General features: G+C 58.2%; 21 protein-coding genes. 15 read left to right on the forward strand and 6 right to left on the reverse strand.

Going from position 1 to position 21,931, the window contains the following annotated elements:
• Window positions 1–31: 31 nt before the first annotated feature.
• The 7 genes from minD to QZR14_RS22755 all read left to right on the forward strand — a co-directional run bounded on the left by minD (window position 32) and on the right by QZR14_RS22755 (window position 7,204).
• Window positions 32–844, forward strand: a complete 813-nt coding sequence (gene minD / locus QZR14_RS22725; protein ID WP_007913953.1) for a septum site-determining protein MinD — start codon at window positions 32–34, stop codon at window positions 842–844.
• The gene (gene minE / locus QZR14_RS22730; RefSeq protein WP_003223146.1) at window positions 844–1,098 is read left to right on the forward strand and encodes a cell division topological specificity factor MinE; all 255 of its coding nucleotides are present in this window, start codon (window positions 844–846) and stop codon (window positions 1,096–1,098) included. Before minD ends, minE begins: the two co-directional genes overlap by 1 nt.
• 90 nt (window positions 1,099–1,188) lie before the next feature.
• A complete protein-coding gene (locus tag QZR14_RS22735; protein ID WP_311997802.1) occupies window positions 1,189–1,824 on the forward strand; it encodes an RluA family pseudouridine synthase in 636 nt (211 codons plus the stop codon).
• A 117-nt stretch (window positions 1,825–1,941) separates the two neighbouring features.
• Window positions 1,942–3,231, forward strand: a complete 1,290-nt coding sequence (locus QZR14_RS22740) for a M18 family aminopeptidase (RefSeq protein ID WP_250603857.1) — start codon at window positions 1,942–1,944, stop codon at window positions 3,229–3,231.
• Window positions 3,232–3,397: 166 nt separating this feature from the next.
• On the forward strand, window positions 3,398–3,574 hold the full coding sequence (locus QZR14_RS22745; RefSeq protein ID WP_250603855.1) for a hypothetical protein: 177 nt from the start codon (window positions 3,398–3,400) through the stop codon (window positions 3,572–3,574).
• Window positions 3,575–3,651: 77 nt separating this feature from the next.
• On the forward strand, window positions 3,652–5,805 hold the full coding sequence (locus tag QZR14_RS22750) for a mechanosensitive ion channel family protein (protein ID WP_311997803.1): 2,154 nt from the start codon (window positions 3,652–3,654) through the stop codon (window positions 5,803–5,805).
• A gap of 64 nt (window positions 5,806–5,869) precedes the next feature.
• Window positions 5,870–7,204, forward strand: a complete 1,335-nt coding sequence (locus QZR14_RS22755) for an amidohydrolase (protein WP_311997804.1) — start codon at window positions 5,870–5,872, stop codon at window positions 7,202–7,204.
• A 566-nt stretch (window positions 7,205–7,770) separates the two neighbouring features.
• On the opposite strand, the gene QZR14_RS22760 is transcribed toward QZR14_RS22755, so the two are convergent.
• The gene (locus tag QZR14_RS22760) at window positions 7,771–8,484 is read right to left on the reverse strand and encodes a UTRA domain-containing protein (protein WP_105709331.1); all 714 of its coding nucleotides are present in this window, start codon (window positions 8,482–8,484) and stop codon (window positions 7,771–7,773) included.
• Window positions 8,485–8,835: 351 nt separating this feature from the next.
• On the opposite strand from QZR14_RS22760, the gene QZR14_RS22765 reads away from it, so the two are divergent.
• The 6 genes from QZR14_RS22765 (at window position 8,836) to QZR14_RS22795 (ending at window position 14,194) form a co-directional block, all read left to right on the forward strand.
• Window positions 8,836–9,903, forward strand: a complete 1,068-nt coding sequence (locus QZR14_RS22765; protein ID WP_027613356.1) for an ABC transporter substrate-binding protein — start codon at window positions 8,836–8,838, stop codon at window positions 9,901–9,903.
• Between the two features lie 181 nt (window positions 9,904–10,084).
• Window positions 10,085–10,891, forward strand: a complete 807-nt coding sequence (locus QZR14_RS22775) for an alkaline phosphatase family protein (protein WP_250608338.1) — start codon at window positions 10,085–10,087, stop codon at window positions 10,889–10,891.
• Between the two features lie 5 nt (window positions 10,892–10,896).
• Window positions 10,897–11,733 (forward strand): ABC transporter permease, encoded by an 837-nt coding sequence (locus tag QZR14_RS22780; RefSeq protein ID WP_172604543.1) that lies wholly within the window; start codon window positions 10,897–10,899, stop codon window positions 11,731–11,733.
• Window positions 11,720–12,520: an ABC transporter permease gene (locus QZR14_RS22785; RefSeq protein WP_250608337.1), complete on the forward strand. Its 801-nt coding sequence runs from the start codon at window positions 11,720–11,722 to the stop codon at window positions 12,518–12,520. The genes QZR14_RS22780 and QZR14_RS22785 overlap by 14 nt, the downstream gene beginning before the upstream one ends.
• Window positions 12,517–13,506 (forward strand): ABC transporter ATP-binding protein, encoded by a 990-nt coding sequence (locus QZR14_RS22790; RefSeq protein ID WP_311997805.1) that lies wholly within the window; start codon window positions 12,517–12,519, stop codon window positions 13,504–13,506. The genes QZR14_RS22785 and QZR14_RS22790 overlap by 4 nt, the downstream gene beginning before the upstream one ends.
• Before the next feature lie 34 nt (window positions 13,507–13,540).
• A complete protein-coding gene (locus tag QZR14_RS22795; RefSeq protein WP_250608335.1) occupies window positions 13,541–14,194 on the forward strand; it encodes an HAD family hydrolase in 654 nt (217 codons plus the stop codon).
• A gap of 145 nt (window positions 14,195–14,339) precedes the next feature.
• Here QZR14_RS22795 and QZR14_RS22800 read toward each other — a convergent pair whose 3' ends face one another.
• On the reverse strand, window positions 14,340–15,302 hold the full coding sequence (locus QZR14_RS22800) for a zinc-binding dehydrogenase (protein WP_250608333.1): 963 nt from the start codon (window positions 15,300–15,302) through the stop codon (window positions 14,340–14,342).
• 138 nt (window positions 15,303–15,440) lie between these two features.
• On the opposite strand from QZR14_RS22800, the gene QZR14_RS22805 reads away from it, so the two are divergent.
• Window positions 15,441–17,525: a carboxy terminal-processing peptidase gene (locus QZR14_RS22805; RefSeq protein WP_250608331.1), complete on the forward strand. Its 2,085-nt coding sequence runs from the start codon at window positions 15,441–15,443 to the stop codon at window positions 17,523–17,525.
• 134 nt (window positions 17,526–17,659) lie between these two features.
• Entirely contained in the window at window positions 17,660–19,450 is a 1,791-nt protein-coding gene (locus QZR14_RS22810; RefSeq protein ID WP_311997806.1) for a bifunctional diguanylate cyclase/phosphodiesterase, read from the forward strand.
• Window positions 19,451–19,539: 89 nt separating this feature from the next.
• On the opposite strand, the gene QZR14_RS22815 is transcribed toward QZR14_RS22810, so the two are convergent.
• From QZR14_RS22815 to QZR14_RS22830, 4 genes are all read right to left on the reverse strand, one after another.
• On the reverse strand, window positions 19,540–19,956 hold the full coding sequence (locus tag QZR14_RS22815; RefSeq protein WP_311997807.1) for a hypothetical protein: 417 nt from the start codon (window positions 19,954–19,956) through the stop codon (window positions 19,540–19,542).
• A complete protein-coding gene (locus QZR14_RS22820; RefSeq protein WP_311997808.1) occupies window positions 19,956–20,330 on the reverse strand; it encodes a hypothetical protein in 375 nt (124 codons plus the stop codon). Before QZR14_RS22820 ends, QZR14_RS22815 begins: the two co-directional genes overlap by 1 nt.
• Before the next feature lie 128 nt (window positions 20,331–20,458).
• The gene (locus QZR14_RS22825) at window positions 20,459–20,845 is read right to left on the reverse strand and encodes a hypothetical protein (RefSeq protein ID WP_311997809.1); all 387 of its coding nucleotides are present in this window, start codon (window positions 20,843–20,845) and stop codon (window positions 20,459–20,461) included.
• On the reverse strand, window positions 20,842–21,931 hold a 1,090-nt coding region (locus tag QZR14_RS22830), incomplete at its 5' end, for an RHS repeat-associated core domain-containing protein (RefSeq protein ID WP_311997810.1). The genes QZR14_RS22830 and QZR14_RS22825, both read right to left, overlap by 4 nt.

Consider the following 21,931-nt stretch of genomic DNA (forward strand, 5'->3'; position numbering starts at 1 on the left):
AAAAGTCCTTCTTCCTTAGGGGTGAAACACCTTGGCCAAGATTCTCGTGGTTACATCCGGCAAGGGTGGTGTGGGTAAGACCACCACCAGCGCCGCTATCGGTACCGGCCTCGCTCTGCGCGGCCACAAAACAGTGATCGTCGACTTCGACGTGGGCTTGCGTAACCTTGACCTGATCATGGGTTGCGAGCGCCGCGTGGTGTATGACTTCGTCAACGTGGTCAACGGCGAAGCCAACCTGCAACAAGCGCTGATCAAAGACAAGCGCCTGGAAAACCTCTACGTACTGGCCGCCAGTCAGACCCGCGACAAAGACGCGCTGACTGTCGAAGGCGTGGAAAAAGTCCTGATGGAGCTCAAGGAACAATTCGAGTTCGTCGTCTGCGACTCCCCGGCCGGTATTGAAAAAGGTGCACACCTGGCCATGTATTTCGCTGACGAAGCGATCGTCGTGACCAACCCGGAAGTGTCTTCGGTACGAGATTCGGACCGCATGCTCGGCCTGCTGGCGAGCAAATCGCGTCGCGCCGAACGTGGCGAAGACCCGATCAAGGAACACCTGCTGATCACCCGCTACCACCCGGAGCGTGTTGAAAAGGGCGAAATGCTTGGCGTTGAAGACGTCAAGGAAATCCTCTCGGTAACGCTGCTTGGCGTGATCCCGGAGTCCCAGGCGGTGCTCAAGGCATCCAACCAGGGTGTACCGGTGATTCTCGACGACCAAAGCGATGCCGGTCAGGCGTATAGCGATACCGTCGATCGTTTGCTGGGCAAAGAAAAAGCCCACCGTTTCCTCGATGTCGAGAAGAAGGGATTCTTCGAGCGCCTGTTTGGAGGTAGGTAATGAACCTTTTTGACTTCTTTCGTGCCAACAAAAAGCCAAGTACCGCCTCGGTAGCGAAAGAGCGTCTACAGATCATCGTGGCGCATGAGCGCGGCCAGCGCAGCACGCCGGATTACTTGCCAGCCTTGCAGAAGGAACTGGTCGACGTGATCCGCAAGTACGTCAACATCGGCAACGACGACGTACATGTTGCACTGGAAAGCCAGGGCAGTTGCTCGATTCTGGAACTCAACATCACCCTGCCTGATCGCTGATTCGATCCGGCAGGAACGACGGCGGTTCAGGGCCATCCCAGACGGGAATGGCCCTGAACCGCCGTTGGCATTTGTTACGAGGCTGTTTTAATGCCGCTGTCCAACATCCGCATCATCCATCAGGACGCCGCCGTACTGGTGGTCGACAAACCGACGTTACTGCTCTCGGTGCCCGGTCGCGCCGACGACAACAAGGATTGCCTGATTACCCGTCTGCAGGAAAACGGCTACCCGGAAGCGCGCATCGTCCATCGCCTGGACTGGGAAACCTCCGGCATCATTCTGCTGGCGCGTGACGCCGACACGCATCGCGAACTGTCGCGCCAGTTTCACGACCGCGAAACCGAAAAGGCCTATACCGCACTGGCCTGGGGTCAGCCGGCACTCGACAGTGGCAGCATCGACCTGCCCCTGCGTTACGACCCGCCGACCAAGCCGCGTCATGTGGTCGACCACGAATTCGGCAAACACGCGCTGACCTTCTGGCGTGTGCTGGAGCGTTGCGGTGACTGGTGCCGCGTTGAGCTGACACCGATCACTGGCCGCTCGCATCAGTTGCGCGTGCACATGCTGTCGATCGGGCATCCGCTGCTTGGTGACGGGCTCTACGCCCACGAGCAGGCGCTGGCGGCATGGCCACGCCTGTGCCTGCACGCGAGCATGCTCAGCTTCACCCATCCGCAAACCGGCGAACGCCTGCGCTTCGAGTGCCCTGCACCGTTCTGACAGACACCGCCGAAACCATGTAGGAGCTGCCGAAGGCTGCTCCTACACGGATCCGGTGCAGATTCAATTCCCCGGCCGATGCGTTAAACTCGCGCCCATTGCTGTCTGGAGTTTCTTATGCGCGAAGAGTTGAACCAAGGCCTGATCGACTTTCTCAAGGCCTCCCCTACCCCGTTCCACGCCACCGCCAGTCTGGTGCAGCGTCTGGAGGCCGCCGGTTTCGTGCGCCTCGACGAGCGCGAGCCATGGACCACCGAGCCGAACGGCCGCTATTACGTCACCCGCAACGACTCCTCGATCGTCGCGATCAAAATGGGCCGCACGTCGCCACTGCACGGCGGCATCCGCCTGGTCGGCGCGCACACCGACAGCCCGTGCCTGCGGGTCAAGCCGCAACCGGAACTGCAACGCCAGGGCTTCTGGCAACTGGGCGTTGAAGTCTACGGCGGCGCGCTGCTGGCACCGTGGTTCGACCGCGATTTGTCGCTGGCCGGCCGCGTGACCTTCCGCCGCGACGGCAAAGTCGAAAGCCAGTTGATCGACTTCAAGGCGCCGATCGCGATCATTCCCAACCTGGCCATTCACCTCAACCGTGAAGCCAATCAGGGCTGGGCGATCAACGCACAGACCGAACTGCCGCCGATCCTCGCGCAATTTGCCGGTGACGAGCGTGTCGATTTCCGCGCCGTGCTCACCGATCAACTGGCCCGCGAACATGGCTTGAACGCCGACGTCGTGCTCGATTACGAGTTGAGCTTCTACGACACACAAAGTGCTGCAGTTATTGGCCTAAACGGCGATTTCATTGCCGGCGCGCGCCTCGACAACCTGCTGTCGTGCTACGCCGGCCTGCAAGCCTTGCTCACCGCTGAAACCGACGAAACCTGCGTGCTGGTGTGCAACGACCACGAAGAAGTCGGCTCCTGCTCGGCGTGCGGCGCCGATGGCCCGATGCTCGAACAGACCCTGCGACGTCTGCTGCCGGAAGGTGACGAGTTCGTCCGCACCATCCAGAAATCCCTGCTGGTCTCGGCCGACAACGCCCACGGCGTGCACCCCAACTACGCGGAAAAGCACGACGCCAACCACGGCCCGAAACTCAACGCCGGCCCGGTGATCAAGGTCAACAGCAACCAGCGCTACGCCACCAACAGCGAAACCGCCGGCTTCTTCCGCCATCTGTGCATGGCCGAAGAAGTCCCGGTGCAAAGCTTCGTGGTACGCAGCGACATGGGCTGCGGCTCGACCATCGGCCCGATCACCGCCAGCCACCTCGGCGTGCGCACCGTCGATATCGGCCTGCCGACCTTCGCCATGCACTCGATCCGCGAACTGTGCGGCAGCCATGACCTGGCGCACCTGGTCAAAGTGCTGAGCGCGTTCTACGCCTGCCGCGATTTGCCTTAACCATTCGGGACCACTTGTTCCCTGTAGGAGCTGCCGAAGGCTGCGATCTTTTGATTCTGTTTTTAAGATCAAAAGATCGCAGCCTTCGGCAGCTCCTACTCAGATCAATACCGCTCCATCAAATTCGACCTAGACTTACATCATTCATTTCGACAAGGCAGTCTCCATGATTTCGATGTCTGCGTTCCACGCTATGCTCGTCCCGATCCTGAGCGGGATGATCCTGCTGGCGATCGGTTTCAACTTCCGTGACAAGAACGCCGGTGTGTTTGCCATGTGGATCGGCATGCTGATGATCCTCGCCACCGTGGTCTACAAGATCCTCGCCAAACTCAACGAATAAATCCGCCCCCGGCTCGCATTGAATGGGTGGGCCTCGTACACTCCAGCGAATCCGCCCCTTGCGAGGTTGACCGCCTAGTGTTCGCTCGTCTTTTTGCTTTGCCCAGTCTGCTTCTTGTCTGCCTGATGACGCTGTTGCCGCTGGCGCCCGCCCACGCGGTTGGCCTTCCGGGTCTGCTCAATACCAACAAGGCACAACCCGAAGCCCAGGAGCCGCTCGGCCAGTCCCTCGACGAAGTCATCAAGTCGCTGGAAAACGACAAGCAACGCGCGCAACTGCTCACCGACCTGAAGAAGCTGCGCGACGCCACCAAAAAAGCCCAGGCCAGTCCCGAAGAAGGCGTGCTGGGCTTGATCGGCGGCACCCTCGCCAGCTTCGAAAAACAATTCACCGGCGCCGACAGCCCGCTCAACCGCTGGGGCAACGAGTTCGACCTGGCCAAGGACGAACTGAGCGCGATGCTGCTGCCGGCCAACGAGTGGCTGCCGATCATCTTCGGCTTCGCCATGATCCTGATGGTCTGGAGCCTGCTCGCCGCTGCACTGATCTGGCTCGGTCACCGGGTGCGTATGCGTTTCGGCCTCACCGAAGAACTGCCGCAACACCCCAAAGCCCTCGACATGCTGCGCTTTGCCTTGCGCAAACTCGGGCCGTGGCTGATCGCGTTGGTGATGACCGTTTATATGAGCTACGCCTTGCCGTCGTCGCTGGGTAAAAGCCTGGCAATGGTGCTGGCCTATGCGCTGGTGGTCGGCACCTGTTTCTCGGCGATCTGCGTGATCGCATTTTCTCTGCTCGACGGCCCGCACCGCCATCGCGCGCTGTACATCCTGCGTCATCAGGCGTTCCGGCCGCTGTGGCTGATCGGCAGCTTCGCCGCGTTTGGTGAAGCGCTGAATGACCCTCGCCTGATCGAAAGCCTCGGCGTGCACCTGGCCCACACCGCCGCGACCATCGCCAATGTTCTCGCGGCGCTGTCGACCGGTCTGTTTATCCTGCGGTTCCGCCGGCCGATTGCGCACCTGATCCGCAACCAGCCGCTGTCACGACGCCTGACCCGCCGCGCGCTCAGCGACACCATCGAAATCCTCGGCACCTTCTGGTACGTGCCGGCGCTGGTGCTGGTCGGCATCTCGCTGTTCGCCACGTTCGTCTCCGCCGGCGACACCAGCACCGCACTGCGTCAGTCGCTGATCTGCACCGTGCTGCTGGTGCTGTGCATGGTGATCAACGGCCTCGTGCGCCGGCATTCCTTGAAACCGCAACGCGGGGCGAAACGTCACGCGCTGTATTCCGAGCGCCTGAAAAGCTTCTTCTACACCCTCGCGCACCTGCTGGTCTGGCTGGTCTTTATCGAACTCGGCCTGCGCGTCTGGGGCCAGTCGCTGTTCGGTTTCGCCGAGGGTGAAGGGCATGACGTCAGCGTCAAACTGTTCAGCCTGATCGGCACGCTGATTTTCTCCTGGCTGATCTGGATCCTCGCCGACACCGCGGTGCACCACGCTCTCACCCGCTCGCGCAAAGGCCTGGCCAACGCCCGCGCACAAACGATGATGCCGCTGATCCGCAACGTGCTGTTCGTGGCGATTTTCATCATTGCGCTGATCGTCGCACTGGCCAACATGGGCATGAACGTTACGCCACTGCTGGCCGGTGCCGGTGTGATCGGTCTGGCGATCGGTTTCGGTGCGCAGTCACTGGTCGCGGACCTGATCACCGGCCTGTTCATCATTATCGAAGACTCGCTGGCCATCGATGACTACGTCGACGTCGGCGGCCACCTCGGCACCGTCGAAGGCCTGACCATCCGCACCGTGCGCCTGCGCGACATCGACGGCATCGTCCACACCATCCCGTTCAGCGAAATCAAAAGCATCAAGAACTACTCGCGGGAGTTCGGTTACGCGATCTTCCGCGTCGCGGTGCCGTACAACATGGAAATCGACGACGCGATCAAACTGATGCGCGATGTCGGCCAGAAGATGCGCAGCGATCCGCTGCAGCGGCGCAACATCTGGTCGCCGCTGGAGATTCAGGGTGTGGAAAGTTTCGAGTCCGGCAGCGCGATTTTGCGCGCGCGGTTCAAGACAGCGCCGATCAAGCAGTGGGAAGTTTCACGGGCGTTCAACCTGTCGCTCAAGCGGCATCTGGATGAGGCCGGACTCGATCTGGCAACGCCGCGCATGAGCGTGCAAGTGATCACTGCCGGTGGCGGCGAGCCGAAGGAATAGCACTCAAGCGCGCGGTTGCAGTCACAGGCAGGGAAGCCCGACAACAATAATCAAGGAGAAACCGATGCAACTGACGCGCATTGCCCAAGCCGTTCTACTCAGCCTGTTCGCCAGCCACGCTGGCGCCGCGACGTTGGAAAGCACCCGCACAACGATCGCCGAACAGGCGCAAAAACTCGAACCGGAACTGCTGGAAACCCGCCGCGACATCCACGCTCATCCAGAACTCGGCAACACGGAAAAACGCACCGCCGAACTGGTCGCCAAACAACTCAAAGCCATGGGCCTGGAAGTCAAAACCGGTGTCGCCCGCACCGGCGTGGTCGCCATCCTCAAGGGTGGCCTGCCCGGCCCGACCGTGGCCCTGCGCGCCGACATGGACGCACTGCCGGTCAAGGAAGTCGCCGACCTGCCGTTCGCCTCGAAAGCCAAAGGCACCTACCTCGATAAAGAAGTCGATGTCATGCACGCCTGCGGCCACGACGCCCACACCGCGATCCTGCTGAGCACGGCGAAAATTCTCACAGGCATGCGCGACACCCTGCCCGGCACCGTGGTGTTCTACTTCCAGCCCGCCGAAGAAGGCCCAAGCGACTTCATCCCCGACGGCAAAAACACCTGGGGCGCAAAAATGATGGTGCAGGAAGGCGTGATGAAATCACCGAAACCGGACGCGGTCTTCGGCTTGCACGTCTGGGCCGGTGTCCCCGCCGGCCAGATCGCCTACCGCCCAGGCGCCACCTTGGCCAGCTCCGACGACCTGCGCATCAAAATCCTCGGCAAACAAACCCATGCTGGCCGCCCTTGGGACGGCATCGATCCGATCACCGTCGGCGCGCAAACCATCGTCGGCCTGCAAACCGTAGTCAGCCGCCGCACCGATATTTCGTCTTATCCGTCAGTAGTCAGCATCGGCACCATCAACGGCGGAACGCGCTACAACATCATTCCCGAATCCGTCGACATGACCGGGACGATCCGCTCCTACGACTACGGCATCCGCCAGAAGCTGCATGCCGACGTCCGCCAGACCGTGGAAAAAATCGCCGAAAGCGGCGGTGCCAAAGCCGACGTGACCATCATCGAAAAATACGACCCGACCATCAACAACGCGGCGCTGACGGAAAAAATGCTGCCGACCTTGAAGTGGGCGGCCAAGGATGACGTGGTGAATGCACCGCTGGTGGGAGGCGCGGAAGACTTTTCGTTTTTTGCCAAGGAAGTGCCGGGGCTGTTTGTTTTTCTGGGCGTGACGCCACGGGATCAGGACATGAGCAAAGCCGCGCCGAATCACAATCCGGGGTTCTTTGTCGATGAGTCGGCGTTGGTGGTGGGCGTGAGGACATTGGCCTCGTTGGCGACGGATTATTTGTATGCCAATGCGGGGGCGGGCAAGTAGAGATGAGGTGACTGTGGGAGTGCCTTCGCGAGCAGGCTCGCTCCCACATTTGGACCGTGTGCAGTCTGCCAGAAATTGGTCGGCTCCCAGGCCGCCATCGCGAGCAGGCTCACTCCTACAAGGGATCGAGTACATCCGCAAGAAACAGGTCGGCTCTCAGGCCGCCATCGCTGGTAAGCCAGCTCCCACAGGGATTGAGTCCAACCGGCAAACCTATATCGCTTCGGCTTCTCACCACTCAACACAATGAGCGTTAGCTCGAGTACCGCTTTTGATCTTGATCCACGGGCGACGTCGGAAGGCTGAGTGGAGGGATTGATCCGGGGGTGGGAGCGCAGCGACCGTTTGGCGCAGCCAAACACAGCGAGAGGAGGTGCAGCGAAGCAAACCGTAGGCGCTGCGCCCGGATCGATCTCGGAGCGAAGGAACCCCGAGCCCCAGCGAGCGGGCCGCACGTAGGAGCAAGCCTTTTGGGTTACCTTTTCGGCGTTTGGAAAAGGTGACCCGCCGTAAGGGCGGAACCCTAAGTAGCCGTTACCGCAGCAACGGATATACACCCAAAACGATCAAACCACATCAACCGATACGTGAATCGCATCATGCCGCCAAAACTCCAGATCACAATCAATCAACCGCTCATGCTGATCATAATTAACCCGAGCAATCCTTAACCCCGGACTCCCCACCGACACCCGCAAAGCCGCCGCCGCATCCACCGACAGTGACGTAGGCACAATCTCAAAACGCACCCGCCCATAGTGCAAATCGTAATGCCGCGCATACAACTCGGTCATCGACTGATTCAAATCAAACTCAAGAATCCCCGGAAAAAACTGCGGATTCAGATAGTGCTCCACATACAGCACCAAACGCCCATCAATGCGCCGCGACCGACAAATCTGAATCACGCTCGACAACGCCGGCAACTGCAACCACGCGCAAACCGCCGCCGAAGCCGGCTGCAACCGCGCCGAAATCACCTCGGTCGACGGCACCCGCCCCTGCGCACTGACCATCGCGTGAAAGTGACTGCGCTGCATCAGGTTGTACGCCAGACGCGGCGGCGAAACGAACCACCCCCGCCGCTCCTCGCGATAAATCTGTCCCTGCGCCTCCAACTGCAAGAGCGCCTCACGCACGGTAATCCGCGTCGTGCCAAACAACTCACTGAGCTTGCGCTCGGCCGGCAACTTGCTGCCCGCCGCCAGCAAGCCGTGATCGAGCTGCTCCTGCAACACCTGGCCAATCGCTGTCACCGCTTTTGTTGCCTCATCGCGCATCAACGTTACCTATCTGGACTAGACCAGCACTGTTTCGGGGCAAAAACGCACGGCGATCAAGCCGTTTTCTGATGATGCAAGCCTAGGCAGTGCAGATGACCGAGAGATGACAAAACTACCGAACGGTCGTCTTCATGACTTGCAATACATCGGCCAAGTCCCTTGCACTACGGGCCTTTGGGCATGGTCTACGCTTATCTGGCACCCGCCAATACCGGGCAAATAAAAGGCCTGACACAAGGCCGCCGACATCAAAGTGTCATCCAGCCCCCTTAAATTGGCTCAGGTATTGCTGACCTAGACCAACACACACCGCAATCGCAGCGTTGAACACGACCAAGGAGCTTCGGAATGAAACAGCTTTTCCTGGCAACACTGTTAGGCTCGACCATTGCAATGTGCACCTCCGCCATGGCGGCCGGCACCGATCTGAAAACCCTCGAAGCCGCTGCGAAAGCGGAAGGCGCCGTCAACAGCGTCGGCATGCCCGATGACTGGGCCAACTGGAAAGGCACCTGGGAAGACCTGGCCAAAACCTATGGCCTGAAGCACATCGACACCGACATGAGCTCGGCCCAGGAAATCGCCAAGTTCGCCGCCGAGAAAGACAATGCCACTGCCGATATCGGCGACGTCGGTGCGGCCTTCGGCCCGATCGCGGTCAAGCAAGGCGTGGTGCAACCGTACAAGCCAAGCACCTGGGATCAAGTCCCGGACTGGGCCAAAGACAAGGACGGCAACTGGGCACTGGCCTACACCGGTACCATCGCGTTCATCGTCAACAAAAAGCTGCTGCATGGCTCCGAAGTGCCAACCAAATGGGCTGACCTCAAGGGCGGCAAATACAAGGTGTCCATCGGTGACGTGAGCACCGCCGCCCAAGCCGCCAACGGCGTTCTCGCTGCGGCACTGGCCAACGGTGGCGACGAGAAAAACATCCAGCCTGCGCTGCTGCTGTTCGCCGACATCGCCAAACAGGGTCGCCTGTCGATGGCCAACCCGACCATCGCCACCATGGAAAAAGGCGAGATCGAAGTCGGCGTGGTCTGGGACTTCAACGGCCTGAGCTACAAAGCCAAGATGGCCAACCCGGATGACTACGTGGTGTTGATCCCGTCCGACGGTTCGGTGATTTCCGGCTACACCACGATCATCAACAAGTACGCGAAAAACCCTAACGCCGCCAAGCTGACCCGCGAATACATCTTCAGCGACGCCGGCCAGACCAACCTCGCTCGCGGCAACGCCCGCCCGATCCGCGCCGAGCACCTGCAACTGCCGGAAGACGTGAAGGCCAAGCTGCTGCCGAATGAGCAGTACAAAAAGGTCACGCCGATCAAAGACGCCGATGCGTGGGAAAAGACTTCCAAGGCCCTGCCACAGAAGTGGAACGAAGAAGTCATCGTCGAGATGAAATAACGCGGCTGATCACTACTGCGTGATCTGTTGAAGATCCAAATGTGGGAGCGAGCCTGCTCGCGAAGGCGTCGTGTCAGTCAACCTCAATGTTGAATGATCTGCCGCATTCGCGAGCAGGCTCGCTCCCACAGGGGATCTCGGCTGAATCTGAAATTTCCTGTTTCGCGGAGTTTTTGCCCCTATGAAGCACAACGTCATCCTTGTCGTGCTCGACGGCCTCAACTACGAGGTCGCACGTCACGCCATGGGGCATCTGCAGGCTTATGTTGGCGCAGGACGCGCCGCGCTCTATCAGTTGGAGTGCGAACTGCCGGCCCTGTCCCGACCGCTTTATGAATGCATCCTCACCGGCGTGCCGCCGATCGACAGCGGCATCGTCCACAACGACGTCTCGCGCTTGTCCAACCAGCGCAGCATTTATCACTACGCCCGCGATGCCGGTTTGAAAACCGCTGCGGCGGCGTATCACTGGGTCAGCGAGTTGTATAACCGCTCACCGTTTGTGGCGGCACGTGACCGTCACACCGACAACCTGTCGCTGCCGATCCAGCACGGGCATTTCTACTGGAACGATCACTACCCGGATTCGCACCTGTTCGCCGACGCGGAAAACCTGCGCCTGCGTCACGCGCCGGATTTTCTGCTGATCCACCCGATGAACGTCGACGACGCCGGGCACAAACACGGCCTCGACTCTTCGCAATACCGCAACAGCGCGCGATTCGCCGACATCATCCTCGCCGACTATCTGCAAAGCTGGCTCGACGCTGGCTATCAGGTAGTGGTGACCGCCGATCACGGCATGAACAACGATCGCTCGCACAACGGCCTGTTGCCGGAAGAACGCCAGGTGCCGCTGTTTGTCCTCGGTGACGCGTTCAGCCTCGACGCTGGCGCCGCACCCAAGCAGACCGACATCTGCGGCACCGTCTGCGAACTGCTCGGCGTGCCCCACGACAAACCAGTGTGCCGGGAGTTGCTCAAGTGAACTCGATGACTCGCGGCAAATGGCTGGCGGCGCTGTGCCTGGTGCCCTTCGCGCTGTTCTTTATCGTCTTTGAAATCGCCCCGCTGGTCTGGGTGATGATCAACAGCCTGCAATCGGAAGAGTTCGGCTGGGGCTTCGCCAACTTCAGCAAGATCTTCAGCTCGAAGTTCTATTTACAGGCGATCCAGTACAGCCTCGAAATCAGTTTCTGGTCGAGCGTATTCGGCATCATCATCGCCGTACTTGGTGCGTACTCATTGCGCCGCGTCGACTCGAAACTGCGCAATTTCGTCAATGCCTTCGCCAACATGACCAGCAACTTCGCCGGTGTGCCTTTGGCGTTCGCGTTCATCATCCTGCTCGGTTTCAACGGCAGCATCACCATCATGCTCAAGCAGTCGGGGATCATCCAGGACTTCAACCTGTACTCGAAAACCGGCCTGATTATCCTCTACACCTACTTCCAGATCCCCCTCGGCGTGCTGCTGCTCTACCCAGCCTTCGACGCCTTGCGCGAAGACTGGCGCGAGTCCGCCGCACTGCTCGGTGCCAACGGCTGGCAGTTCTGGCGACACATCGGTCTGCCGGTGTTGACCCCGGCGCTGCTCGGCACGTTCGTGATCCTGCTGGCCAACGCCCTCGGCGCGTATGCCACGGTGTATGCGTTGACCACCGGCAACTTCAACGTGCTGCCGATACGGATTGCGGCGATGGTTTCCGGCGATATCTCCCTCGACCCGAATCTGGCCAGCGCTTTGGCCGTGGTGCTGGTGGCGCTGATGACCATCGTCACCGTCGTACATCAACTGCTGTTGAAGAGGAGCTACCATGTCTCGCGCTGAATCAGGCCCGGCCGGCCTCTACCACCGCGCCGTGGTGTACCTGTTGTTCGCCATCCTCTTGCTGCCACTCTTGGGCACGCTGATCTATTCGATCGCCAGCAGTTGGTCGGCGACCATCCTGCCCAGCGGTTTCACCTTCAAGTGGTATATCCAGTTGTGGAGCGATCCGCGTTTCCTGCACGCGTTCGGTCAATCGTTGCTGGTCTGCGTTGGCGCGCTGGTGCTGTCGGTGGTGCTGATCCTGCCGCTGCTGTTCGTGGTGCATTACCACTTTCCGAAACTCGATGCGCTGATGAACATCCTCATCCTGCTGCCTTTCGCCGTGCCTCCGGTGGTGTCGTCAGTCGGGTTACTGCAGCTGTATGGTTCCGGGCCGATGGCGATGGTCGGCACGCCGTGGATCCTGATCGGTTGCTACTTCACTGTGGCGCTGCCGTTCATGTACCGGGCGATCACCAACAACCTGCAAGCGATCAACCTGCGCGACCTGATGGACGCCGCACAACTGCTCGGCGCCAGCACCTTTCAGGCGGCGTTCCTGGTAGTGCTGCCGAACCTGCGCAAAGGCCTGATGGTCGCGTTGCTGTTGTCGTTCTCGTTCCTGTTCGGTGAGTTCGTCTTCGCCAACATCCTCGTCGGCACGCGCTACGAAACCCTGCAGGTTTATCTGAACAACATGCGCAACAGCAGCGGTCACTTCACCAGTGCGCTGGTTATCTCGTATTTCTTTTTCGTGCTGGTCCTGACCTGGATCGCCAACATCTTGAACAAGGACAAAAGCGAATGAGCTATGTCAGCGTCCAACACCTGCAGAAAAACTACGCAGGCACCACGGTGTTCAGCGACATCAATTGCGAGATCAACAAGGGCGAGTTCGTCACCCTCCTCGGCCCGTCCGGCTGCGGCAAATCCACCCTGCTGCGCTGCATTGCCGGCCTGACGCCCGTGGATGGCGGCAAGATCCTGCTCGATGGTGTCGATATCGTGCCGTTGAGCCCACAGAAACGCGGGATCGGCATGGTGTTCCAGAGCTATGCGCTGTTTCCCAACATGACCGTCGAGCAAAACGTCGCCTTCGGTTTGCGCATGCAAAAGGTCAATGCCGACGACAGTCATAAACGCGTGTCGCAAGTGTTGAAACTGGTTGAACTGAACGAATTCGCCAGCCGCTATCCGCATCAATTGTCCGGAGGCCAATGTCAGCGCGTCGCCCTTGCCCGTTCGTTAGTGACTCGTCCGCGCTTGCTGCTGCTGGATGAGCCGCTGTCGGCCCTCGATGCACGAATCCGTAAACACTTGCGTGAACAGATCCGCCAGATTCAGCGCGAACTCGGCCTGACGACGATTTTCGTTACCCACGATCAGGAAGAAGCGCTGACCATGTCTGACCGGATTTTCCTGATGAATCAGGGAAAAATCGTCCAGAGCGGCGATGCCGAAACCCTCTACACCGCGCCGGTCGATGTGTTCGCCGCCGGCTTCATCGGCAACTACAACCTGCTCGATGCCGACGACGCGTCGAAGCTGTTGCAGCGGCCGATAAACCACCGCATCGCCATTCGCCCGGAGGCTATCGAACTGAGCCTCGACGGCGAACTCGACGCGCAGATCCGCAGCCACAGCCTTCTCGGCAACGTCATCCGCTACCGCATCGAAGCGCGCGGTGTGGAACTGGTGGTGGATGTGCTTAACCGCTCCGCCGCCGATCTGCATCCCGACGGTCAGCGTCTGGCACTTTCCATCGATCCGACGGCCCTGTGTGAGGTAGCCTGATGACTTTGCTGACGTTGAAGAGAGAACTGCACTGATGGCCCTGGCAATTTTTGATCTGGACGAAACCTTGATCCACGGCGACTGCGCCACCCTCTGGAGCGAGCAGATGGGGCGCCTGGGCTGGGTCGATCCCGAGTCGTTCATGCGCAAGAACAACGAACTGATGGACGCCTACAGCCATGGCAAATTGCGCATGGAAGAGTACATGGCGTTCAGCCTCGAACCGCTGATCGGCCGCACGCCGGAAGAAGTCGATCATCTGGTCGGGCCGTGGGTGGAAGACGTCATCGAACCGATCATCTTCAGCGACGCAACCAAGACCATCGCCGCCCACCGCAAGGCCGGCGACCGGATTCTGGTGATCTCGGCGTCGGGCACGCACCTGGTCAAACCGATTGCCGATCGACTGGGCATTGATGAAATTCTGGGGATTGAACTGGAAGTCGCCCATGGCGTTTACAGCGGTCAAACCGTAGGCACGCTGACTTACCGCGAAGGCAAAATCACCCGGTTGCTGGAATGGCTGGATGCGGAAGAGGAAAACCTGGAAGGCGCGAGTTTCTATTCCGACTCACGCAATGATTTGCCCCTGCTGCTGAAGGTGGATTTCCCGCACGTGGTCAACCCGGATCCGGTGCTGCTGGAGCACGCTGAAAAATCCGGCTGGCCAATCCACCTCTGGAAATGACAAACATTTAATCTGCAATTGCAGGCTGACATCCCGAACCTGAGTTCGACACCATGTGTCAGGTCGATGGACCTCGACAGAACAACTCGGTCAGTCCCCTCTCCCTTTGGGAGAGGGTTAGGGTGAGGGGCTTCTTCGGCCTGGGTCAGCTCAGGCTTTCGTCAATCACCAATACCAGTTTTCCAGAAACGGTATTACTCGCCAGCTCCGCAAACGCCGCCTCAGCGTCTTTGACCGCAAATGCCTTGGCCAACTGCGGACTCAACCGCCCTTCCGCAAACAACGGCCACACCTGCTGACCCAGATCACTCAACAGATCCGCCTTGAACTGATCATCTCGACTGCGCAATGTCGAGCCCAGCAGTTGCACGCGTTTGCCCAATACCTGCGCCAGATCCAGCTGCGCCTCACGGCCTCCCATCAAACCGATCAACACCCAGCGCCCATCCAGCGCCATCAGCTTGAGGTTCAATGCCGAATAATTACCGCCGACCGGATCGAGGATGACATTGAACGGCCCGAAATCACGCAGGCTCTCCAGATCATCGGTGCGCACCACCCCGCCCTGCGCGCCCAGCGCTTCGCAGTAAGCCAAACGCTCGGCCGAACCGACGCTGACCCAACACGGATTGCCGAACGCCTTGCACAACTGAATGGCGGCTGAACCGATTCCACTTGCGCCGGCATGCAGGAGAACTTTCTCACCCGGTTTGAGCGCCGCAAGTTGAAACACATTCAGCCAGACTGTTGCATAAACCTCCGGCAATGCGGCGGCTTCTATCAGCGACACACCTTCAGGAACCGGCAGCACGTGCCGTCCGTCGACAACCACCTCTTCGGCTATCCCGCCCCCGGCCAGCAAGGCGCAAACCCGATCGCCGACCTGCCAGGCACTGCCCGCGCCGACCTCGCTGATCACCCCGGAGCACTCAAGACCGAGCACTTGGCTGGCGCCTGGCGGGGGCGGATAGAGCCCTGCTTTCTGTAATAAATCGGCGCGATTGAGGCCCGCTGCCGCCACTCGGATGCGGACTTGTCCTACATCGCACGTAGGGCTCGGCTCTTCAACCCATGCCACTTGACCGTCAACGCCTTGCAATGCCTTCACAGTGCCTCCATAGTGAGTCTGGACTGAGCCCGAAGCTGTAGCGCCGGGCTTTTTGCATTATGCGACCGGCTCTCGTAGAACCGGCGACTTCAAAGACGGCCTAATATGCGTTATCAATTGTCCCCGCGTCGAATCAGCATGAAGCATTTGCTCCCCAGCACCGCCCTCGCTCTTTTCATCGGTATCGGTTTGTTGCCGGTGTCGGGCACTACATTCGCAGCCAACAGCTGGGACAAGTTGCAGCCTGATCGCGATGAAGTCATCGCCAGCCTGAACGTCGTCGAGTTGCTCAAGCGTCACCACTACAGCAAGCCGCCGCTCGACGATGCGCGCTCGGTGATCATCTACGACAGCTACCTCAAGCTGCTGGATCCCTCGCGCAGCTACTTCATGGCCAGCGACATCGCCGAATTCGACAAGTGGAAGACCCAGTTCGACGACTTCCTCAAGAGCGGCGACCTCAACGCCGGGTTCACCATCTACAAGCGCTATCTGGACCGCGTCAAGGCGCGCCTGGACTTCGCCCTTGCCGAGCTGAACAAAGGCGTCGACAAGATGGACTTCACCACCAAGGAAACCTTGCTGATCGACCGCAAGGACGCCCCTTGGCTCAAATCCACCGCAGAACTCGATGACCTGTGGCGCAAACGCGTCAAGGACGAAGTGCTGCGGATGAAGATCGCCGGCAAAGAGCCGAAGCAGATCCAGGAAACCCTGACCAAGCGCTACAAGAACCAGTTGGCGCGCCTGGACCAGACCCGTCCGGAAGACATCTTCCAGGCGTACATCAACACCTTCGCCATGTCGTACGATCCGCACACCAACTATCTGTCGCCGGATAACGCGGAAAACTTCGACATCAACATGAGCCTGTCCCTCGAGGGCATCGGTGCCGTGTTGCAGAGCGACAACGACCAAGTGAAGGTCGTGCGTCTGGTGCCGGCAGGCCCGGCCGACAAGACCAAACAGGTCGCTCCGGCTGACAAGATCATCGGCGTTGCCCAAGGCAACAAAGAAATGGTCGACGTGGTCGGCTGGCGTCTGGACGAAGTGGTCAAGCTGATCCGTGGTCCGAAAGGCACCGTGGTGCGTCTGGAAGTGATTCCGGCCAGTAATGCGCCGAACGACCAGACCACCAAGATCGTGCCGATCACCCGTGAAGCGGTGAAGCTTGAAGACCAGGCCGTGAAGAAGTCCGTGCTCAACCTGAAACAGGATGGCAAAGACTACAAACTCGGCGTGATCGAGATCCCGGCCTTCTACCTTGACTTCAAGGCGTTCCGTGCCGGTGATCCGGACTACAAGAGCACCACTCGCGACGTCAAGAAACTGCTGACCGAACTGCAGAAAGACAAAGTCGACGGCGTGGTCATCGACCTGCGTAACAACGGCGGCGGTTCCCTGCAGGAAGCCACTGAGCTGACCAGTCTGTTTATCGACAAGGGTCCGACCGTCCTCGTGCGTAATGCTGATGGCCGTGTCGATGTACTCGAAGATGAAAACCCGGGCGCGTTCTACAAAGGCCCGATGGCGTTGCTGGTCAACCGCCTGTCCGCCTCTGCTTCGGAGATCTTCGCCGGCGCCATGCAGGACTACCACCGCGCGCTGATCATCGGTGGCCAGACCTTCGGTAAGGGCACCGTGCAGACCATTCAGCCGCTGAACCATGGCGAACTGAAACTGACTCTGGCCAAGTTCTACCGGGTCTCCGGTCAGAGCACCCAGCATCAAGGCGTGTTGCCGGACATCGACTACCCGTCGCTGATCGACACCAAGGAAATCGGCGAGAGCGCACTGCCGGAAGCCATGCCGTGGGACACCATCCGCGCGGCGATCAAACCGGCGGCCGATCCGTTCAAGCCGTTCCTGGCCCAGCTCAAGTCCGAACATGACGCTCGCACCGCCAAGGATGCCGAGTTCGTGTTCATCCGTGACAAGCTGACGCTGGCGCAGAAACTGATGGAAGAAAAAACCGTCAGCCTCAATGAAGCCGAACGCCGTGCCCAGCACGCCGACATCGACGCCAAACAGCTGACGATGGAAAACATCCGTCGCAAGGCCAAAGGCGAAGAGCCGCTCAAAGAGCTGAAGAAAGAAGACGACGACGCCCTTGCGGCTGCTGACCCGGACAAGGTCAAACCAGAAGACGATGCCTACCTGAGCGAAACCGGGCGCGTCCTGCTGGATTACCTGAAGCTGAGCAATCAGGTGGCCAAGAAGTAAGATGATGGCAATTTAGTGCTGATGATCCCCGGATCGTCATCAAACAGTCATCATTCTGTCGTGCAATAAAGGACTGGGAGCCACTCTCTTCATCGAGAGCGCTCCCAGTCCTTTTTTTATCGCCAGAGATTGCCATGACCACGACCGAACAGCTGAGTGCCTTGAGCTCGATCCTGACTCAAAGCGGTTTACACAGCCTGTTCCAACCGATCATCTGCCTCTCCGAACGCCGTATTCTCGGCTACGAGGCCCTCACGCGCGGCCCTTCCAATAGCCCTCTTCACTCGCCGATCGCGCTGTTCGCCGTGGCCCGTCAGGCCGGGCGTTTGAGCGAGCTGGAAATCGCCTGCCGCCAAAGCGCTTGTCGCCGTTTCAACGAACAACAACTGCCGGGCAAACTGTTCCTCAACGTCTCGCCGGAATCCCTGCTTGAAGCCGCGCATCAACCGGGGCGCACGTTGCAGTTGCTACAGGATTTCGGCATTCCGCCCAGTCAGGTGGTCATCGAACTGACCGAACAGACGCCCATCGACGATTTCCAGTTGCTGCAAACCGCCTTGCATCACTACCGGGCCATGGGGTTTTCCATTGCACTGGATGATCTCGGTGCCGGCTATTCAAGCCTGCGCCTGTGGTCGGAACTGCGCCCGGACTACGTGAAGATCGATCGGCACTTTATCGACGGGATTCATCAGGACGCGCTGAAGCGTGAATTCGTCGGCTCGATCCTGCAAATCGCCAAAGCCTCTCGCGCGCAAGTCATCGCCGAAGGCATCGAACTGCCGGAAGAACTCGCGGTGCTGACCGAGATGGGCGTCGATCTGGTCCAGGGTTACTTGCTCGGTCGTCCCCAGGAACATCCGCCCCGCGACGCCCGCGCCTTGATGCCCAAACACGACAGCAGCGCGGTCGCGCTGAACGACGAAGGCAGCGATCTCAGCGCCCTGCTCAACGACCAACCGGCCGTGCATCGCGACACACCCACCGCCAACGTACTGGAAGCCTTCCGCCGCCAGGCCAACCTCAACTCATTGGCGGTACTCGACGAACAAGGCCAACCCTGCGGCATCGTCCACCGCCACTCCTTGTCGGATGCGCTGCTCAAACCGTTCGCCACCGACCTGTTCGCGCGTAAACCGATCAGCCGCCTGATGAACGACGATTTCCTCGCCGTGGAAATGAGCCAGTCGCTGCAACAAGTCAGCCGCCTGATCACCAGCCGCGCGCGGCAACGCATTGAAGAAGACTTCATCATTACTCTTAACGGCGGCTACCTGGGTCTTGGCCGGGTGATCGACGTGCTTAAACTGATCACCGAGCTGAAGATTCAACAGGCGCGGTATGCCAATCCGCTGACTTTGTTGCCGGGGAATGTGCCGATCCAGCAATGCCTGACGCGCTTGCTGCAACAAGGCCGCGAGTCGGTCATCTGTTACGTCGACATCGACAGCTTCAAACCCTTCAACGATATCTACGGATACGGGCGCGGCGACGAAGTGCTGCTGTGTCTGGCGCAATGCCTCAACGAGCGCGTCGACCCGAGCCGCGACTTCGTCGGCCATATTGGCGGCGACGACTTCCTCTTGGTCCTTGGCCCCGAGGATTGGCGCAAACGCCTCAATCAACTTCTTGATGACTTCCAGAGCCAATGCCGACGTTTCTATCGCCCGGAACATCTTGAAGCTGGATGCTTTATCGCACCGAATCGCCAAGGGGTGCGGCAGGAGTTTCCGCTGCTGTCACTGTCCATCGGCGTCGTGCATCTACAGCCCGACGCCTGCGCGCACCTTGATGCCAGTCAGCTTGCGGAGATGGCATCACAGGCGAAGCATCATGCGAAGAATGTTCCGGGGTATAGCGTGCATGTGATTGATAGCCTAGCCTCTGGTGACCTCCATACCCCACAACTAATGAGCCGACGCTGATATCCCTACACAACAAAAATTCCTGTGGAAAGCGGGCTCGCTCGCGGAGAGGTCAATACAGAAACTCTAGGTTCCGCTTCTAATGCGTGCTACCACGTTGAGCAGTCTTCCTGACTGGCTAGGTATATATCATCAGCCCAGACTTCGGTCAGGATAGAGTATATTTGTTCAAAAAAACTCTTCGGATCCTTCATTTCGTTCCAACCAAATGGGAGCAATGAATGAGAAAACGGATCATGTTTAAAAACCTTAGCAAGATCACTGATTTCGCCATTCAAAGCCTCACCCAACACGGAAAACAAGACAAACTTGTGCCGATAAGTCAGCCCCGAAAATCTTTTCACAACAAACTTAGATATCAGTCCCACTCTATCCGAAGGACACTCAGGATCGTACTCCGCCAATTCCGAGCCCAGCGTCTCCTCGCGATCGTATATATCGAATCCTCCAAGAAAATGCTTCAACTGCGGATTATATGGAACATCAAGATAGGGATGTATCAACATCAAACACTCTCCACCGGATACAGGGCGTAGGGTTGTAACGTTTCAAAATCAAACTTCATTTCAAACGCATTCATTTTAGGCATGAATCTAGGCTCTGTCGGTTCAGATGGATTAGGCTCATATCCTTCACCCACACCTTCTGCAGGCATCCGCACGACTAAATTCCCCATACTATCCTCACCCGTAAAGCGCGGCATGTTTCTGATCTCCCTTGTCAGCGCTTCATTATATGAGTTCATTTGTGCCCGATAACTAATAAACCTAGAGCTAGGAACGCCTCTGAAAGAATCTCCTTCAATGTCACTTTTTTTATCGGTTGTTTGATGAAGACCAAGACCGAAATCACTCCTTTCATCACTATCGACTGCACTCATAATTTCCCTCTTCCATATCAAAACAACGTTCAGCTAACAAAAACAAAAGGACTACTAAATAAACAAAGCGTCCAACAACCACCTAAGTTTTGCTTAAGCACCAAAAGATCGAGTTATTTTCGCAACACTCAAGAAGTCATCCAACTCAAAAAAAACTGCCTTTGCTCGTCGGGATCATTTGACAAATCCTTTTCCTCATAATCAAAGATGAATACGAGGTCATCTATTGAAGGTTCTTTGCCGATCACCAACTCATATGCTTTCAGCCCGAGAGACATCTGCGAGGACATGCTTGATGGATGAACATTAGTCTTCGCCCCCTTACAATAAAAAACCAAACCATCATTATCTTGTCTTAGTGCCGCAAAACACTTATAAAAATCACTTCCAAAATACGTCTTTTTTGGCCCACCAAGAACCTCGACTGTTATAGATATAGCTACAAAATCACAAGCAAGATCAACTCTCCTCTTATTACCATTCATCAAAACGTCAACTGTAAATATTTTTCTCACTTGCTTATTTTCCTGTGCGGATTAGGAATTGAGTAACCAAACTCTTTGCCGTCATCAATAATAAGTGTAGCACCAAGAATATCTTCCCTTTTGATCTGACCAGGGATGGCAATTTCCTGTTCCTTACTAAACCTATAAGATGCACCCAACTCTTTTTTCAAGTCATGACCTGGGATCATTTTCAGTGTGTAGAGAAATCCGGGACGTGTGAAATAGCTGGTAGCGAATGCCTTCCCCATCTCTCTTGAAAGAGAGGTGCTAATAAAGTTACTTGGAGGGAAGTCACTATCGATTGAGTGAAGAAATAGGTCATTGCTATCTCCCTTGCTTTTAAAACCCTTCTCGAAGACTTCCGATGGGTCCTTTGCAGATCCACGGTACAAGTACGCCGGTTGCGGTACAGTGCGCTCAGGATATTTTTCACCAGTCTTTATTTTTGTGGTCGGGTCGTTTGACTCAAGAGTTGGTTTCTTGCATTTATCTCCACCCGGACAATTGGAACTCAACCCCAACGGATCCACCCACCCCGTCGGATTCGGCACGTACTGGTACTGATTCAGCCCACCGGCCAACTTGATCGGATCCGGCGTCAGATACCGCCCCAGCCTCGGGTCGTAATACCGGTGCCGGTTGTAATGCAGGCCGCTTTCCCCGTCGAAGTACTGCCCCTGAAAGCGCAGCGGCTGGTTCAGGTAATCCTCGCCGGCCAGGGTCAGTGCGGCGACTTTGCCGTAGGCGTCGTATTGCGCGGACCAGACGATGTCGCCGCTGTAGTCGGTGAGTTCCTGCGGGGTGCCGAGATGGTCGAGTTGGTAATAAAACGGGCAGGCTTTTTTCGGGCCTTTGCCGTCGAGCAGGGCCAGCGGGCGGAAGGTGCCGGGTTCGTAGACGTAGCTGCGGTATTCGCTTTCGCTGCTTTCGGCAACGAGGTGATCGCCTTGCCAGAAGAACTCGGTGGTTTCGCCATTGACGGTTTTGCTGATGCGTCGGCCGAAAGCGTCGTACTTGTATGACGCGGTCTGGCCGTCGGGGCGGGTCAGGCCGATCAGGCGGTGCTGGCAGTCGTAGCGGTATTCGGTGACGAGA

This window comes from Pseudomonas sp. rhizo66 (assembly GCF_031931925.1).
Lineage (GTDB): Bacteria > Pseudomonadota > Gammaproteobacteria > Pseudomonadales > Pseudomonadaceae > Aquipseudomonas.